A 15,766-nucleotide genomic window follows, 5' to 3' on the forward strand; every position below is an offset into this window, starting at 1 on the left:
TCCGGCTCACCACCAGCCGAGGATCGGCGACAACTGTCTGCCGAGTTCCGGTGCCAGCGACCGCGAATAGCTGGCGGTGAGGTGATGCTCGTCGTGGTAGATCAGGACGTTGCCCTCGGTGACCGCGCATACGTCGCGTTCGCACAGCGCGTCGGACAGGTCCAGCGGGAACACGTTGGGGAACGAGGCGGCGAACTCCAGCGCCGGATCGACCGCGTTCAGCGCCTCCGCGCGCGGCATCCCGCAGCTGATCCGGTCGCCGTGCTGGGCGAGGCAATCGATGGCCCGGTACCGCACGCCGTCGCGGCGCAGCCACGGCGTGTCACGGATGGCGAGCACGTTGAGTCCGCGGTCGGCCAGGCGGGTCCAGACGTCCAGATAGTCGGCCGGGGTCTCGTCACCCGCGCCGTCACGAGGGCGGGTCGCTGTCGTGAACACCCACTCCGGGCGTTCGACGCCCAGGCGGTCGATCACCTCCACAGACCAGTCGCGGCAGTCCGGATTCGCTTCACCCTTGTACATCGGTTCCGCCGCCACGGTCAGCGGGCAGCCCATCTTCAGGTAGACCTCGACCCGGAAGGAGTGCTCGCGGGCGAGCAGGTCGAGCGCGGGCACCCAGTGCTCGGCATGCGAGCTGCCCACCACCGCAATGGTGCGCTCCGCGGCGGCGTCGCCGTAGGTGCAGGTGATGACCTCGCGGGTATCCCAGTCCGCGATGCAGCCGTCGCGCGAGGGGTAGGCCGCGTCCGCCGGCGCTTCGTACATGCTCGGCCGCATCGGAGCCTCGGGCGCGCTCACGCCGTTGACCAGTGCTTCCGCGCCGGGATAGCGCGCCGAGTCCAGCCCGGCCACCGCTCGCGGCGGATTCGCCTTGGTCACCACCTGCTCGCCCAGCGCCGCCGCGAGTACCGCGATGCCGAGCGCAGCGACCAGCCGGCCGGTGCGGCGTCCGCGGGCGGGCGTCTTTCCGGCCGGACGACCGGACCGCATTCGTAGCGGCTGCTCGATGAACCGGTTGGTCAGGTGGGCGAGTACCAGCGACGCCCCGACGACGCCCAGACCCACGCCGAGTCCCGCGGTCGCGGCTCCGGTCCGCGCCAGGACGAAGATCAGGATCGGCCAGTGCCACAGATACAGCGCGTAGGACAGTTCGCCGAGGCGCACCGCGGCCGGTGCGCCGAGCAGCCGGTTCGGTAGTGGCTGATCGGCGGCGGCGAGACCGCCGCCCGCGACGATCAGCGCCAGTGTGGCCCCGACTGGCACCAGGGCGGCGGGACCGGGGAACCGATCGGCGCCGTCGATCAACCAACCGCACGTGAGCACCGCGACCGCGCCGAGGACGGCGGCCGCGACCCGCACCGAACGCGGCGGTGACAGCCAGGGCGCGACGATCGCCAGCAGCGCCCCGGCGAGGAGTTCCCAGGCGCGGGCGAAACTGTCGTAGTAGTTCCAGCCCTGATGCACCGCGGTACCGTGCGCGGCGTAGACGAACGAGGCCACCGCGCCCGCGGCGAGCGCGATCGCCAAGGCCGGACGCACTGCCCCCGGGCGAGCGAAACGCAGGCACAGGCCAGCGACCGACGCCACGAGGATCAGCGCGAGCAGGTAGAACTGCATCTGCACCGCCATCGACCACAGATGCTGCAACGGGCTCACCGACGGATCGGCGGCCAGGTAGTCCGACCAGGACAGCGCCAGATACCAGTTCTGGTAGTACAGCAGCGACGCCAGCGTCTGCGCCGCCATCTCGCCCCACTGGGTGAACGGGCGAAGCAGCACGGTCGCCGCGACCACGGCCGCCAGAAGCGTGACCAGGGCGGGCAGTAATCGGCGGGCGAGCCGGCGAGCGGTGTGCGCGACACGGACCGTGCCGGTGGCCGCCACGCCGCGCAGCAGCGAGCCGGTGAAGAAGAACCCGGACAGCGCCAAGAACACGTCCACGCCGCCCGACACCCGGCCGAACCAGATGTGGAACGCCACGACCAGCGCGATCGCCACGCCGCGCAGCCCGTCCAGATCGTGCCGGTACCCGCCGGCGCCCGCCCGCGGCACGGCCGCCGCGGTGGCGACCGCACCCGGCCGGAGCAACCGATTCACCGCTCGGGCGACCGTCACCGGACTCGCGCGGCGCGGTCGTCGCGGAAACGGAATCCAACGGCTCGGCGACGGAGGCATGAACGGGACACGTCATTTCTCTTACCACGGGCGGTGAACCGTGGTCCAACTCGCAAGGCCGGAGTGGCGTGCGGAAACGGCGAGAAATACGGACAATTCGGTCACCCGTCGACGGGTCGTAACGGGTGGGTCGATAGGGTGGGGTCGTGAATGTTGAGGTGACACCCCTGCCGGGTATAGGTGTGCGCAAGGATTTTCCGCTGACCAATACACGACGCCGGATAGGGGTGATCGACCATCGCGACGGCACGATGGACCTCATCGTGAGCAAGCCGGACAACCCCGACGAGACCGAACAGGTACCGCTGTCGGGGAAGGAGGCGGCCGTGCTGGCCAGCCTGCTCGGCGCGCCGCAGCTGGTCGAACAACTGCGCGAGGAACACCGCGAGTTCACCGGACTGACCACCCGGCAGCTGTCCATCCCGGACCGCTCCCGCTTCGACGGACGCAGGCTGGGCGAAACTCAGATGCGCACCCGGACGAAGGCGTCCATCGTCGCCGTGGTCCGCAGCGGCCAGCCGATTCCCTCGCCGGGGCCGGACTTCACCTTCACCGCGGGAGACGTGCTGGTCGTCGTCGGCACAGTGGAGGGCCTCGAGGCCGCCGCCAAGATCCTGTTAGACGGCTGAGCGCATGGTCGCACACGAGACCGCGCTCGCGCTGATCCAGCTGGGCGCGGTGTTCTTCGGCCTCGGCCTGCTCGGGCGGATCGCCGCGCGCATCGGCATGTCGCCCATCCCGCTGTATCTGATCGGCGGACTGGTGTTCGGCACCGGTGGCCTCGTCGAGTTGCGGCAGGTGGACGACTTCATCCATCTCGCCAGCGAAATCGGCGTCGTCCTGCTGTTGTTGCTGCTAGGCCTGGAATACAGCGCGCCGGAACTGGTCACGGGCATGCGCCGATCGTGGGCCGCGGGCGTGGTGGACATCGTGCTCAACGCGACGCCGGGTGTGCTCGTCGCGCTCGGGCTCGGCTGGGGGTTCACCGGCGCCATCGCGATGGCCGGGGTCACCTACATCTCGTCCTCCGGCATCGTCGCGAAGGTGCTCAACGATCTGGGCAGGCTCGGTAACCGGGAAACGCCGGTGATCCTGTCCATCCTGGTGTTCGAGGACCTGGTGATGGCCGGATACCTGCCGGTGCTGACCGCGGTGCTGGCCGGAGTCGGTTTCCTCGCCGGACTGAAGACGCTGGCCATCGCCCTCGCGGCGGTCACGGTCGTGCTGATCGTCGCGCTGCGCTACGGCCGCTACGTCTCCGCGATCGTCGACAGCGCCGACCGCGAGATCTTCCTGTTGAAGCTGCTGGGTTCCGCGCTGCTGGTGGCGGGCGCGGCCTCCGCGGTGCAAGTGTCCGCGGCGGTCGGCGCGTTCCTGCTCGGCATCGCGATCTCGGACTCCACCGCGCACAACGCCACCAAGCTCCTGGAACCGCTGCGCGACCTGTTCGCCGCACTGTTCTTCGTGCTGTTCGGCCTGAGCACCGACCCGACGAGCATTCCGCCGGTGCTGGGCTGGGCGTGCCTGCTGGCACTGGTCACGACGGCCAGCAAGATCGCCACCGGATGGTGGGCGGCCAAGCGGGCCGGTGCGGGCCGCTTGGGCCGGGCGCGCGCGGGCACCGCCCTGGTCGCTCACGGCGAGTTCTCGATCGTCATCGCGGGTCTCGCGGTGGCCGCTGGCGCGGTCCCCGCCGAATTCGCCGCGCTGGCCACAACCTACGTGCTGTTGATGGCGGTGCTCGGGCCGGTCGTCAGCCGGTTCGTCGAACCGGCGATGGCGCTGCTGCTGCGTCGGCGCGCCGCGGTGTCCTGACCGATTCGTTCGAGCCGGCCCCGCTGACGACCATGGTGGCGGCGTCCGATCGTCGCCGCCACCATGGTCGTCCGGAATTCAGTTGCGGACGGCGACGGAATCGAGCACCACGTCGGCGGCCGGTGCGCCGTCCGACGAGCCGTCCTTGACTCCGGCGGCGGCGATGGCGTTCAGCACGTCCATGCCCGCGGTGACCCGGCCGAACGGGGTGTAGTTCGGCGGCAGCGGCGCGTCCCGGTAGACCAGGAAGAACTGGCTGCCGTTGGTGCCGGGGCCCGCGTTCGCCATCGCGATCGTGCCCGCCGGGTAGGTCGCGCCCGCCAGGTTCTCGTCGGGGAATTGATAGCCGGGCCCGCCCATGCCGGTCGCGGTGGGGTCGCCGCACTGCAGGACGTAGATGCCGTCGGTGGTGATCCGGTGGCACTTCGTGTGGTCGAAGTACCGTTCCCCGGCCAGGAACGCGAACGAGTTGACGGTGCGCGGTGCGTGGGCGGCGTCCAGGGCGACGGTCACGGTGCCGCAAGTGGTGATCAGCGTCGCCGTGTATTGCGCGTTGGGATCGATGGTCATGCCGGGTTCGGCGGGCCACTGCTTACCGTTCGGCTGCCCCGCGGTCGGTACGCCACAGCCGGCCGGGCCCTGCTCCCGAGCAGGCGACGGGGTCGCCGAGACGACACCGGTCGCGGACGCGACCAGCGCCGCGCCGACGACGAGGACCCCGAGGATCCGCAGCGATCGCCACGGCACGCCGCGGCGCCCCGTGCGCCGGCCGTTGACGAGTTCTCGCGCTTGCACTTCGCTGCTCACCGCTGAAAATCTCCTTCACTCGGGGTTGCGCACCGGACGATGCAGCGCGAATCATTCCATCTCGCCCGACCAAGTGGGGGAGTACGGCTCGATTACTCGAGCACGGGCAGGTCGGGATGCCGCCGTAACCGCGGTTGCCACGGATTGGCTACAAAATGCCTCCAGGCACTCATCGGACAACGGAACAGGTTCCCGGTGACGTATAACGAGGCATGGGAATCGTTCGAGCGGCGCTGGTCCAAACGAACTGGACCGGTGACAAGGAGTCGATGCTCGCGGCGCACGAGAACTACGCGCGCCGCGCCGCCGCGCACGGAGCCGCGGTGATCTGCTTCCAAGAACTGTTCTACGCCCCGTATTTCTGCCAGCGGCAGGACACGGAGTTCTACGACTACGCCGAATCCGTCCCGGGGCCGACGACGGAACGATTCGCGGAACTGGCGAAAGAATTGCGCCTGGTGATGATCCTGCCGGTGTACGAGCAGGAACAGCCGGGTCTGCTGTACAACACGGCGGCGGTGATCGACGCCGACGGCAGCTATCTCGGCAAGTACCGCAAACACCACCTTCCGCACGTGCACGGGTTCTGGGAGAAGTTCTATTTTCGGCCGGGCAACCTGGGCTGGCCGGTGTTCGACACGGCGGTGGGCAAGGTCGGCGTATACATCTGCTACGACCGGCACTTCCCGGAGGGGTGGCGCGCGCTGGCCCTCGCCGGTGCGGAACTCGTGTTCAATCCGTCGGCCACGTCGCGCGGCTTGTCCGGTTACCTCTGGAGACTGGAACAACCGGCGGCCGCGGTAGCCAACGAGTACTACATCGGTGCCATCAATCGGGTCGGCGCCGAGGAGTACGGCGACGACGACTTCTACGGCACCAGCTATTTCGTCGACCCCGAAGGCAAGTTCGTCGGCGAGGTCGCCTCCGATACCGACCCCGAGCTGGTCGTCCGTGATCTGGACATGGACCTGATCAAGGTGGTGCGCGACCGCTGGGCCTTCTACCGCGATCGGCGCCCCGACGCCTACGGGCCGCTGGTGGCCCCCTGAGACCGGGGAGAACGACATGGCGCGCACCTTCATCCACGGTGGCACGGTGGTCTCCGCCACCGGAGCGCAGCCGCTCGACGTGCTCGTCGACGGCGAGACCATCGCCGCCGTCCTGCGGCCGGGCTCCGTCGCGCTGGGCGCGGATCTCGCCGCGTCCGCCGATCGCGTGCTCGACGCGACCGGCAGATACGTCATCCCCGGCGGCGTGGACGGTCACACCCACATGCAGATGCCCTTCGGTGGGACCGAGGCCTCCGACACCTTCGAGACCGGCACCCGCGCGGCCGCGTGGGGCGGCACCACCACCATCATCGACTTCGTCGTCCAGCGGCAAGGGGAACGGGTCCAGGACACGCTGGCCGCCTGGCACGCGAAAGCGGCCGGGCAATGCGCGATCGACTACGGCTTTCATCAGATCATCGGCGACGTCGACGACGAATCCTTGAAGGGCATGAGCGAATTGGTGGCCGAGGGCGTCACCAGCTTCAAGCTCTTCATGGCCTACCCGGGGGTCTTCTACTCCACCGACGGCCAGATCCTGCGCGCCATGCAGTCAGCGGCGGAACTCGGCGCGCTGGTGATGATGCACGCGGAGAACGGGATAGCCATCGATGTGCTGGTCGAACAGGCGCTCGCGCGAGGGGACAACGCGCCGTACTTCCACGGCACGACCCGACCGTGGCAGCTCGAGGAGGAGGCCACCCACCGCGCGATCATGCTGGCCGAATTGACCGGCGTGCCGCTGTACGTCGTGCACGTGTCGGCCGAGCAGGCGCTGGCTCAGATCGCCGCCGCCCGCGACGCCGGGCGCAACGTCTTCGGCGAGACCTGCCCGCAGTACCTGTATCTCTCGCTCGAGGATCAGCTCGGCGCGCCGGGTTTCGAAGGCGCCAAATGGGTGTGCTCCACACCGCTACGATCGAAGGCCGAAGGGCATCAGGACAAGCTGTGGCGCTACCTGCGCACCGGCGACGTCACGGCCGTCGGCACCGATCACTGTCCGTTCTGCATGAAGGGCCAGAAGGAGATGGGGCTCGGCGACTTCAGCAAGATCCCCAACGGTATCGGCGGCGTCGAGCATCGGATGGATCTGATGTTCCAGGGCGTCCGGTCCGGCCGGATCCCGCTGGAACGCTGGGTCGAGGTCTGCTGCACCACACCGGCCCGGATGTTCGGCATGTACCCGCGCAAAGGGGTGATCAGCCCGGGAGCGGACGCCGACATCGTCATCTACGACCCGGACGGCCACACCAGCATCGGTCTCGGCAAGACCCACCACATGAACATGGACTACTCGGCCTACGAGGGATTCGAGATCGACGGTCACGTCGACACGGTGCTGTCCCGGGGCCGGGTCGTCGTGGACGACGGCGGCTACCTCGGGCACGCGGGGCACGGCCGGTTCGTCGCGCGTGGACTCGCGCAGAACCTGATCTGACTTTCGATCCTCGGAACGGAGAAGTGCCGCATGGACATCGGTGTGGTGCTGCAATGCACGCCCCCGGCCTCGCGTGTGATCGAACTGGCCAGGCTCGCGGAGACATATGGGTTCTCCCACGTCTGGACCTTCGACTCGCATCTGCTCTGGCAGGAGCCCTATGTCATCTACAGCCAGATCCTGGCCGCCACCCGCAAGATCATGGTCGGTCCGATGGTGACGAACCCGGCCACTCGGGACTGGACGGTGACCGCGTCGGCCTTCGCCACGCTCAACGAGATGTTCGGCAATCGCACCGTATGCGGGATCGGCCGCGGCGACTCGGCCGTGCGCACGCTGGGCGGCAAGCCCGCCACGCTGGCCACGCTGCGCCGATCGATCGAGGTGATCCGCGAACTGGGCAACGGTCGCGGCGCGCGTGTGGACGACACGGTCGTGCGGTTGCCGTGGGCGGCCGGCTCCCGGTTGGACGTGTGGGTGGCGGGCTACGGGCCACGCGCACTCGAGCTGACCGGTGCCGTGGCCGACGGATTCATTCTGCAACTGGCCGACCCCGACATCACGGCATGGACCGTCGCCCGGGTGCGCGCCGCGGCCGAGCGCGCGGGCCGGGACCCGGCGGCGGTGCGGATCTGCGTCGCCGCACCCGCTTATGTCACCGACGGGACGGACGCGGCGCAGGCGCACGCGCGGCAACAGTGCCGATGGTTCGGCGGGATGGTCGGCAACCACGTGGCGGAGATGGTGGCGAGATACGGTACGGCAGGCGACATCCCGGCTGCCCTCACGGACTACATCGAAGACAGGCGCGGCTACGACTACAACCTGCACGGACGCGCGGGCAATGTCCATGCCGAGTACGTGCCCGACGCCATCGTGGACCGCTTCTGCCTGCTGGGCACGCCCGACGACCAGCTGTCCCGGTTGCGGGAGCTGGAAAGGCTCGGTGTGGACCAGTTCGCCGTCTATCTCCAGCACGACGCGAAGAACGCGACTTTGGCGGCGTACGGTGAATCGGTGCTGCCTCGTCTCGCTTCCCTCGTGACCACGACCAAGTCGACCGAAGGGAGCGACTAGCGTGGCCGATCATGTCTTCTATCCCTGGAGCGCACAGGCCGAATTGAACCCGGCTCCGATCACCGGGGCGTTCGGCTCCTACTTCTGGGACGACACCGGCAAGCGCTATCTGGACTTCTCCTCCCAGCTGGTCAACGTGAACATCGGCCACCAGCATCCGGACATCGTCGCGGCGATCGTCGCCCAGGCGCAGCGGTTGGCGACCATCTCGCCGACGGTCGGCAACGACGTCCGCAGCGAACTGGCCCGGCTGATCGTCGAGCGGGCTCCCGGCGAGCTGAACCGGATCCTGTTCACCACCGGCGGCGCCGAGGCCGTCGAGCACGCGGTGCGTTTGGCGCGAAGCTACACCGGGCGGACGAAAATGCTCGCCGCCTACCGCTCCTACCACGGCGGCACGGGCGTCGCGATCGGCCTGACCGGGGAACCGCGCCGCTGGGGCGCGGAACCGACAAACGTCGACGTGGTGCGGTTCTTCGGCCCCTACCCCTACCGGTCACCGTGGGGCACGACGACTCCCGAGGAAGAGACGGCCGCCGCGCTGCGGCACCTGCGGCAGGTCATCGAGCTCGAGGGCCCGCAGCACATCGCGGGGTTGATTTTGGAGACGGTGGTCGGCACCAACGGTGTGCTCGTCCCGCCGCCCGGTTATCTGGCCGGCGTGCGAGCGCTGTGCGACGAGTTCGGCATCGTCTACATCGCCGATGAGGTGATGGTCGGATTCGGACGGGTGGGCGAATGGTTCGCGGTACAGGCGTTCGGCGTCGAGCCGGACATCATCACCTTCGCCAAGGGGGTGAACTCCGGCTACGTCCCGCTCGGTGGCGTACTCATGGCCGAGCGGATCGCGCAGCGCTACGACCATGTGGTGTATCCGGGCGGTCTCACCTACGCGGGTCATCCGCTGGCCTGCGCGGCGGGTGTCGCCTCGATCGCGGTCTTCGAGCGCGAAGGAATCCTCGATCACGTACGGGCGGTGGGCGCCGATGTGCTCGGAAAAGGCCTGCGCGAACTCGCCGGTCGTCATCCGAGCGTCGGCGAGGTCCGTGGACTCGGCTTCTTCTGGGCGCTGGAACTGGTCCGGGACCAGCGCAGCAGACAGCCGCTGATCCCGTTCGCGGCGGCGGGCGCGGACGCCGAGCCGATGGCCGCGGTCACCGCCGCGGCCAAGGCACGCGGGCTGTGGCCGTTCAACGCGGGCAATCGCTTTCAGATCGCGCCGCCGCTGACCACGACGGCCGACGAACTGCGCACCGGCCTCGAGATCGTCGACGAAGTGCTCGACGTGGCCGACGGCTACGTCGCGAGCTGACCGGCCGCTCAGTGCGGCGTCAGTTCCACCACGACGCCGCCCTGCTGCCAGGTCTGGTAGATATCGGCCTTGGAGGGTGAACCATCGGCGGTGAAGCCGATGCCGTTGTACTTGGCGTTCTGCTTGTTGTCCCGCGCGACGATCTCGTAGAGCCGCAGCACGTCGACCTCGGAGGTGTGGACCACCGGGTCGAAGGTGCGCGGCTCGCCGCCGAAGGAGGCCCGCACCGGATCGCCCTCCCGCAGGTTCTTCACCCACGGGCGCAGGGCGGTGCCGATCAGCAGAGTGTCGCCGTGCCGGGTGTAGGCCAGCGGCACGTCGTAGACCTTCCCCGACTTGCGCCCGACGACGTGCAGGATCATCAGCCGCTTGCCGACGACGCCGGACAGCCCGGGTACACGCAGCAGCGCGCGCACGACCCGATTCATCACGCCCTGATACGAAGGGATGCGCTCGGGACCGGATGTGGTCGGTGTGCCGTAGGGGTTTTCGGGCGACGCGTGCTCAGTCATGGCTTCCAGTATCGGAGCACACGCGGCGCTCGGCGGGGCGACGTCCGAGATCCGCCAGTGGGCGCCGGGCGGCCCGGGTGCACGTCCTCGGTACCCTGCGTACATGACTTCCGGGCAGACCGAGATCTGGCACAACCCGCGGTGCAGCAAGAGCCGCAACGCCACCGCGTTCCTGAACGACGCCGGTGTCGACTACACCGTGCGCAAGTATCTGGATCAGCCGCCGACGGCCGCCGAGCTGCGTGAGGTGTTGCGGCGGCTGGACGCCGAACCCTGGGACATCACCCGCACCGGCGAACAGATCGCCAAGGACCTCGGCATGGCGAGCTGGGCGCGGAGCGCCGCCGACCGGGACCGTTGGATCGAAGCGCTGGTCGAACATCCCGGGCTGATCCAGCGGCCGATCGTGCTCACCGCCGACGGCGGGGCGGTGGTGGCCCGAGACGACGACGCACTGCGCGATCTGCTCTGACACCCGTTCCCGCCGTGTGGGATTCGGCGGTAGGGTCGGCGGACATGAAAGTACAACTGCGCCACAGTCCCGCCGCCGCCGTCGCGCGGTGCTTTCTCGCCGGGGGCGAGCCGATGCGGGTCGAGAGCGGCGCCATGGTGGCTCATTCGGCGGGAGTCACGTTGCAGGCCAAGGCCGAGGGCGGCATCCTGGCCGGACTGAAGCGGTCGGTGCTGGCCGGGGAGTCGTTCTTCGTCTCGACGTTCACCGCGCCGCCGCAGGGCGGGTGGGTCGACGTGGCGCCCGCGCTTCCCGGCGACATGTTGAACTTGCAGATCACGCCGGATCGGCCTTTCTTCATCAGCCGCGGGGGATGGATCGCCAATTCGCACGGTGTGCAGGTGGAGAGCAAGTGGGGCGGGTTCGCCAATCTGTTCGGCGGCGAAGGCGGATTCGGTCTGCGCGCGCACGGCGAGGGTGAGATCGTGGTGGGCGTGTTCGGCGCGATCGATGTGATCGATCTGCGACCGGGCGAGCCGATCACGATCGACACCGGGCACGTGGTCGCCTACGACCTGGCGATGAATTTCAGCATCCGGCGAGCGGTCTCGGGTCGATCGATCCAGTCGTTGAAGTCCGGCGAGGGTTTCGTCTTCGATTTCACCGGCCCCGGCCGGGTGCTGTTGCAGACACGCAATCCCGGCGCGTTCGCCGCCTGGGCCGCCTCCGTCGCCTCGTCCAGCTGATCAGGGCCTCGTCCCGTCGTCTGCCGCTGACCGGGCGCCGATCAGCAGATCCGTGATCAGCAGGCGGGTGTCCGGGACGAACGGCCAGTCCGGATCGGCCAGACGCGCCAGCAGTTCGGCGTCGGTCCACCACCATCCCGCGGCGATCTCGTCGGGTTGGTGGCGAACCGGCCCGTCGTAGCGCGACTCGTACGCGAACAGATGACACCGCATCGGCCGACCGGCCCATTCGCCATCCCAGGAGACCGTCGCCAGCGGTTCGGGCGAGACGTCGGCGGGGTTCGGCGTGACGCCCAGTTCTTCGGCCAGTTCGCGCAGGGCCGTCTCGCGCGGCGCTTCGCCCGGCGCGACCACACCACCGGCCAGGCAGTCGTGCATGCTCGCGAAAACGAGCTTGGTGTCGGTGCGGCGGTGCACGTAGACCCGCTCGCCGTCACCGGAGCGCAGGAGCACCCCCGCGCTGGCGTGCCACAATCCGTCGCGGTAGACCGTGGCCCGCTCGGCGGCCCCCACCGGGTTGCCCGCCGCATCGTAGATGGCGATCGTTTCCGCGCTCGGATCTCCGGTGTGGGGCGGCTCGCGATGAGGCGGCGGAGCGGACATGGGTCGAGAGTAACGTGAACACCGCAGGCCACAGGGAGAGAGGATCGCCGCCCATGGTGCTTCCGCACGCACTGGCGAATTTCAACCGGCATGTCACCAATCCGACCGCGGGCCTGGTCGCGGGACGCGCGCCCGGGTTCGGCATCGTGCTGCACAAGGGCAGGAAGTCGGGCCGGTCCTACCGCACCCCGGTCATGGTCTTCGAGCAGGACGGCGCCTACCGGATCGCGCTGACGTACGGCCGGAATGTCGACTGGGTCAAGAACATCTGCGCGGCGGGTGGTTTCGCCCTGGAAACCCGCGGCCATGTGGTCGAGCTGACCGATCCGGTCGTGCGGCACGACCCCTCCGCGGTATGGGCGCCACTCGGCGTGCGGCAGATGCTGAAGACGATCTCGGCGGACTATTACGTCGAGTCCCGTCCGGCGGACTGATACGGAACGCGAGCCGTCCCGGCCGCTATGCGTCCGGGACCGATTCGCTGGTGCGGCTGAGCACCGATGGAGACAGCCCGAACGTCCGGCGGCAGGTGCGGGTGAGATCCGCGCCATCGGAGAAACCGGCCGCGTGCGCGGCGGCCGTGAGGTCGTCTCCGGCCAGCGCGCGGGTCCGCGCTATGTGCAGCCGCAGCCAGAGGATATAGCGGCGCAACGGAATTCCCATCTGCTCGGTGAACAGGTGGGACAGTCGGGGCGCGGGAATACCCAACTGTCGTGCGACATCCGCGCCCCGCACCGACCCGGTGCGCACCAGTGCGGGCAGCAGTTGCAGGGCCGCCGTGATCACCGCGTGCCGCTCGCTCGCGCCGGACGCGCCGTCCTGCGGCAGCAGATCGTCGACGACGGCGGTGACCTGCGCGGTCAGGTCTCCACCACCGGCGGTGATGCCGAGGGCGTCGGCGCTGTCGACCCAGCCGTTGAGGTGCGCTCTGCGATCCGCCGCCGCACCGGCGGCCGTCTCGGGGTCGAGGTAGACGGCCGTGCCGTGCGCGGCGCCTACGTCGATCCGGTGCGGCGCGTCGGTCGGCACGATGACGTGGGTGCCCTGCTTGCGGACGCCGCTACCGTCCACCACCACGATCGGCGTGCTCGCGGCGACGATCTGCACCGCGTGATGCGCGTGTAACTCCGTCGGACCGACCGATCCGGCGAAAGCCAGCACCCCCGGCCGGAGCAGCGCGACACCCGCTCGCGCCGGTTCGTCCGCCGCGCCGCCAGGCGCCATCGAGAAGCCGTTGGTGACCAGAGCCTTCATCATGGGATGCTCCCGGCTGAGACACTCGCGCTGAATCCTGGGATGAGCGTATCGGTTTCGCGCAGGCGGTATTCCCGATTCCTCCGATTGCCGCCGTTCGCCGGGGCAGTGCGGTCCGAGCCGCCGCCCCGGCCCGCCGATCACCGCACGGCCGCGCCTACGACCGGATTCCGGCATCGATCATGAGTTCGCCACTCGATTGCTCGCAGCGAAAGACGCCGCTCAGCTCTCCGTCACCTCGACGCCGCGCCAGAACGCGACATAGTCCTTGATCTGCGCGGCCTTGGTCTTCGGCTCCGGGTAGAACCAGGCGGCGTCGGTGTTGCTGTCTCCGTCGACCACTACGGTGTAGTAGCTGGCGGTGCCCTTCCACGGGCAGTAGCTGTGCGTGTCGGAGGGCTGGAAGAACTCCGGTCGGATCGAGTCCGGCGGGAAGTAGTGATTGCCCTCGACGATGATGGTGTCATTGCTGGTCGCGAGGACGCGGCCGTGCCAAGTTGCCGTTGCCATCCTTCGATTCTGCCCCGATCCCACCGGTGGGCGGCGGCCGAGTATGTGCGGCCGGCCGCCTACATCACTCGGGACGCTCCGGCCGGTGTAGTTCGACCGCCAATGCCACCAGTTCGCTCAGGTGCTCGCCGTCGGATCCGGCCCGTCGCATCGCTTCGGCTACGGGAAAGGTGCGCACCTCGAGGATCTGCTCGGCGTCGTCGGGATTGGTCGGGGCGGATTCGAGCACCACGTCCGCGGTGCACCACAGCCACGCCTTGTGCGGATGGGGCTGCCACTCGCGATACGGTGCCGGACCGTTGCTCGTCGCATGGTGCGCGCCGAACCATCGGATCGGTCCGACCGGGCGTGCGCCCGCCTCCTCCCGCAGTTCGCGGCGCACGCAGGCGTCGATCGACTCGCCGCGTTCCCTGGTGCCGCCCGGAATCAGCCAGACGTCGCGATCGTCGCGACAGAGCACGATCTCGTCGCCGACGAAACAGACGACGTGGATATTGGTGACCAGTTCGTCGGACGGGAGTGTGGTGGAGAACCGGACATCCAGGTCGCCCCACGCCCAGTGAGCCGGTGTGTGCAGCAAGGGGTAGCGGTCGGCAAGCGTCACAGCACGACGGTAGCGGCTGCCGCGCGCCGGGGCCGCCGGCCTTCGCGGCATGTGCGGGTACGACAAGCCCTGCGCCACAACGGAGCCGGTCGGCATGGGCACGCCCGTATCCCCGGCCCTGGGATACGGGCATCATGGCGTTTCAGCGTTTCAGCGTTCCCGCGCCAGCGTTCGGAAACTCACGTTCCAGAACCACTCCACCGGCCCGCGCTCGAAGCGTCGTAGCCACAGGTGCGCTCCGCAGGCGATGATCAGCGATACCAGCACGTAGACACCGACGGTGAACGGGACACGGTCATCGGGCGAGACGCGCGCCGCGAGTCCGAAACCCCAGCCGTAACAGAGGATCGATGCCACCAGGTTCTGCAGGATGTAGCAGCTGAGCGCGGTGCGGCCGATCTCGGTGAACCGACGCCCGGCGAACCCGGCGCCGGGACGCCGCAGGTACCACTCGGCGACCGCGGCCAGAATGCCCAGAGAGACGAACGGCGCGCTGCCGTACCGGGTGAACAGGATGAGGTCGCCACCGCCCAGTATGCCGACGCCCAGGTCGATCGGCGCGGCGACGCCGAAGCCGAGGATCATCAGCCGCTTGCGCAGTCGCGCGCCTTCCGGGCCGAACACGCCCGCCCGGAACAGCCGGGCGCCGGTCAGGAACAGCGCGACCGACATCGCGAAGACGAAGATCGTCTCCATCCGGAACAGCCCGGCGTTGCCGAGCCGGAACGCCGCGAGCTCCCAGAACGAGCCGTCCGCATACGGATTCGGGTCCAGCGCACGACGCGCCTGCGCGTCCTGGCTCGGCGCGAACGCCAGAGCGAGCCCGATGAGCGTCAACAGCGACACGTGCACGGCCGCCGCGCCCACCAGCCAGCGCCGCCGCGCCCGCGCACCGGCGGCGAGCACGAACGCGACCACGAGTCCGGTCACCGCGTACCCCATGAGGACGTCGAACTCGGCGACGAAAACGAAGTTGACCAGACCGTCCAGGAACAGCAAGCCCGCCCGCCAGGGGTACTTCCCCGGCCAGCGGCGCCCGGCCTCGGTCGCGGAGCGTTGCTGGATGGCCAGGCCGATGCCGAACATGACGGTGAGCAGCCCGAGGAACTTGCCCTGCGCCAGCTGCTGGAGCACGCGCTCGGTCCACGTCCATCCGCCGGCCTCGCCACCCATGTCGTGCAGATACCCGACCAGCCCCTCCGGGTTGGTGATGATCCAGATGTTGGTGGCGAGGGTGCCGAGAATCGCGATCCCGCGTAGCACGTCCAACGCGACGAGCCGGGCGGGCGCGGGGGGTGGGGGAGGCGACGGGCGATGCTGCTCGGCGGTCTCCAGGCGGCGGGCTGCGATCGATTCGGACATGTCCCGACTATCGCGCCGACCTGCGCCGCGAGGGGTCCTCCGGAAGTACCA

Annotated in this window: 17 protein-coding genes; 9 read left to right on the forward strand and 8 right to left on the reverse strand. The window is 69.1% G+C overall.

What is annotated here, in order from left to right:
• Positions 1–6 precede the first annotated feature (6 nt).
• On the reverse strand, positions 7–2,088 hold the full coding sequence (locus tag ABZW96_RS22920) for an acyltransferase family protein (RefSeq protein WP_355077688.1): 2,082 nt from the start codon (positions 2,086–2,088) through the stop codon (positions 7–9).
• Between the two features lie 233 nt (positions 2,089–2,321).
• On the opposite strand from ABZW96_RS22920, the gene ABZW96_RS22925 reads away from it, so the two are divergent.
• Both ABZW96_RS22925 and ABZW96_RS22930 read left to right on the forward strand, forming a co-directional pair.
• Positions 2,322–2,804 (forward strand): TrkA C-terminal domain-containing protein, encoded by a 483-nt coding sequence (locus tag ABZW96_RS22925; RefSeq protein ID WP_355077526.1) that lies wholly within the window; start codon positions 2,322–2,324, stop codon positions 2,802–2,804.
• Positions 2,805–2,808: 4 nt separating this feature from the next.
• Positions 2,809–3,990: a cation:proton antiporter gene (locus ABZW96_RS22930; RefSeq protein WP_355077528.1), complete on the forward strand. Its 1,182-nt coding sequence runs from the start codon at positions 2,809–2,811 to the stop codon at positions 3,988–3,990.
• A gap of 78 nt (positions 3,991–4,068) precedes the next feature.
• Here ABZW96_RS22930 and ABZW96_RS22935 read toward each other — a convergent pair whose 3' ends face one another.
• The gene (locus tag ABZW96_RS22935; RefSeq protein ID WP_355077530.1) at positions 4,069–4,797 is read right to left on the reverse strand and encodes a peptidylprolyl isomerase; all 729 of its coding nucleotides are present in this window, start codon (positions 4,795–4,797) and stop codon (positions 4,069–4,071) included.
• 212 nt (positions 4,798–5,009) lie between these two features.
• Here ABZW96_RS22935 and ABZW96_RS22940 point away from each other — a divergent pair, with 212 nt between their 5' ends.
• Genes ABZW96_RS22940 through ABZW96_RS22955 form a run of 4 tightly spaced genes read left to right on the forward strand, consistent with a single transcriptional unit; the run spans position 5,010 to position 9,673 of the window.
• Positions 5,010–5,846, forward strand: a complete 837-nt coding sequence (locus ABZW96_RS22940) for a nitrilase-related carbon-nitrogen hydrolase (RefSeq protein WP_355077532.1) — start codon at positions 5,010–5,012, stop codon at positions 5,844–5,846.
• Between the two features lie 16 nt (positions 5,847–5,862).
• Positions 5,863–7,284, forward strand: coding sequence for a dihydropyrimidinase (hydA, locus tag ABZW96_RS22945; RefSeq protein WP_355077534.1), 1,422 nt, complete (start codon positions 5,863–5,865; stop codon positions 7,282–7,284).
• A gap of 30 nt (positions 7,285–7,314) precedes the next feature.
• Positions 7,315–8,361, forward strand: coding sequence for a TIGR03842 family LLM class F420-dependent oxidoreductase (locus tag ABZW96_RS22950; protein WP_355077536.1), 1,047 nt, complete (start codon positions 7,315–7,317; stop codon positions 8,359–8,361).
• A 1-nt stretch (position 8,362) separates the two neighbouring features.
• The gene (locus ABZW96_RS22955) at positions 8,363–9,673 is read left to right on the forward strand and encodes an aspartate aminotransferase family protein (protein ID WP_355077538.1); all 1,311 of its coding nucleotides are present in this window, start codon (positions 8,363–8,365) and stop codon (positions 9,671–9,673) included.
• Between the two features lie 8 nt (positions 9,674–9,681).
• On the opposite strand, the gene ABZW96_RS22960 is transcribed toward ABZW96_RS22955, so the two are convergent.
• Positions 9,682–10,185 (reverse strand): nitroreductase/quinone reductase family protein, encoded by a 504-nt coding sequence (locus ABZW96_RS22960; RefSeq protein ID WP_355077540.1) that lies wholly within the window; start codon positions 10,183–10,185, stop codon positions 9,682–9,684.
• Positions 10,186–10,288: 103 nt separating this feature from the next.
• Here ABZW96_RS22960 and ABZW96_RS22965 point away from each other — a divergent pair, with 103 nt between their 5' ends.
• Entirely contained in the window at positions 10,289–10,657 is a 369-nt protein-coding gene (locus tag ABZW96_RS22965; protein ID WP_355077542.1) for an arsenate reductase family protein, read from the forward strand.
• Between the two features lie 44 nt (positions 10,658–10,701).
• Complete coding sequence (locus ABZW96_RS22970) at positions 10,702–11,382, forward strand: TIGR00266 family protein (protein WP_355077544.1); 681 nt, start codon at positions 10,702–10,704, stop codon at positions 11,380–11,382.
• On the opposite strand, the gene ABZW96_RS22975 is transcribed toward ABZW96_RS22970, so the two are convergent.
• Positions 11,383–11,985 (reverse strand): NUDIX domain-containing protein, encoded by a 603-nt coding sequence (locus tag ABZW96_RS22975; RefSeq protein WP_355077546.1) that lies wholly within the window; start codon positions 11,983–11,985, stop codon positions 11,383–11,385. It abuts the gene before it with no gap.
• A 53-nt stretch (positions 11,986–12,038) separates the two neighbouring features.
• Between ABZW96_RS22975 and ABZW96_RS22980 the strand changes: the two genes are divergently transcribed.
• Entirely contained in the window at positions 12,039–12,419 is a 381-nt protein-coding gene (locus tag ABZW96_RS22980) for a nitroreductase family deazaflavin-dependent oxidoreductase (protein ID WP_355077548.1), read from the forward strand.
• Positions 12,420–12,444: 25 nt separating this feature from the next.
• On the opposite strand, the gene ABZW96_RS22985 is transcribed toward ABZW96_RS22980, so the two are convergent.
• The 4 genes from ABZW96_RS22985 to ABZW96_RS23000 form a co-directional block, all read right to left on the reverse strand.
• Positions 12,445–13,242, reverse strand: a complete 798-nt coding sequence (locus tag ABZW96_RS22985; protein WP_355077550.1) for a helix-turn-helix domain-containing protein — start codon at positions 13,240–13,242, stop codon at positions 12,445–12,447.
• A gap of 219 nt (positions 13,243–13,461) precedes the next feature.
• Positions 13,462–13,749, reverse strand: coding sequence for a DUF427 domain-containing protein (locus tag ABZW96_RS22990; RefSeq protein ID WP_355077552.1), 288 nt, complete (start codon positions 13,747–13,749; stop codon positions 13,462–13,464).
• 64 nt (positions 13,750–13,813) lie between these two features.
• A complete protein-coding gene (locus ABZW96_RS22995; RefSeq protein WP_355077553.1) occupies positions 13,814–14,353 on the reverse strand; it encodes an NUDIX domain-containing protein in 540 nt (179 codons plus the stop codon).
• Between the two features lie 150 nt (positions 14,354–14,503).
• The gene (locus tag ABZW96_RS23000) at positions 14,504–15,715 is read right to left on the reverse strand and encodes a DUF418 domain-containing protein (RefSeq protein WP_355077555.1); all 1,212 of its coding nucleotides are present in this window, start codon (positions 15,713–15,715) and stop codon (positions 14,504–14,506) included.
• Positions 15,716–15,766 lie beyond the last annotated feature (51 nt).

The sequence above is a fragment of the Nocardia sp. NPDC004168 genome (assembly GCF_040610355.1).
Classification (GTDB): Bacteria; Actinomycetota; Actinomycetes; order Mycobacteriales; family Mycobacteriaceae; genus Nocardia; species Nocardia sichangensis.

What these genes read in the sequence shown, in the direction of transcription:
- ABZW96_RS22930 (WP_355077528.1), top strand. Translation starts at nt 2,809, where the DNA reads ATGGTCGCACACGAGACCGCGCTCGCGCTGATCCAGCTGGGCGCGGTG.
- ABZW96_RS22940 (WP_355077532.1), top strand. Translation starts at nt 5,010, where the DNA reads ATGGGAATCGTTCGAGCGGCGCTGGTCCAAACGAACTGGACCGGTGAC.
- hydA (WP_355077534.1), top strand. Translation starts at nt 5,863, where the DNA reads ATGGCGCGCACCTTCATCCACGGTGGCACGGTGGTCTCCGCCACCGGA.
- ABZW96_RS22950 (WP_355077536.1), top strand. Translation starts at nt 7,315, where the DNA reads ATGGACATCGGTGTGGTGCTGCAATGCACGCCCCCGGCCTCGCGTGTG.
- ABZW96_RS22960 (WP_355077540.1), bottom strand. Translation starts at nt 10,185, where the DNA reads ATGACTGAGCACGCGTCGCCCGAAAACCCCTACGGCACACCGACCACA.
- ABZW96_RS22965 (WP_355077542.1), top strand. Translation starts at nt 10,289, where the DNA reads ATGACTTCCGGGCAGACCGAGATCTGGCACAACCCGCGGTGCAGCAAG.
- ABZW96_RS22970 (WP_355077544.1), top strand. Translation starts at nt 10,702, where the DNA reads ATGAAAGTACAACTGCGCCACAGTCCCGCCGCCGCCGTCGCGCGGTGC.
- ABZW96_RS22975 (WP_355077546.1), bottom strand. Translation starts at nt 11,985, where the DNA reads ATGTCCGCTCCGCCGCCTCATCGCGAGCCGCCCCACACCGGAGATCCG.
- ABZW96_RS22980 (WP_355077548.1), top strand. Translation starts at nt 12,039, where the DNA reads ATGGTGCTTCCGCACGCACTGGCGAATTTCAACCGGCATGTCACCAAT.
- ABZW96_RS22985 (WP_355077550.1), bottom strand. Translation starts at nt 13,242, where the DNA reads ATGATGAAGGCTCTGGTCACCAACGGCTTCTCGATGGCGCCTGGCGGC.
- ABZW96_RS22990 (WP_355077552.1), bottom strand. Translation starts at nt 13,749, where the DNA reads ATGGCAACGGCAACTTGGCACGGCCGCGTCCTCGCGACCAGCAATGAC.
- ABZW96_RS23000 (WP_355077555.1), bottom strand. Translation starts at nt 15,715, where the DNA reads ATGTCCGAATCGATCGCAGCCCGCCGCCTGGAGACCGCCGAGCAGCAT.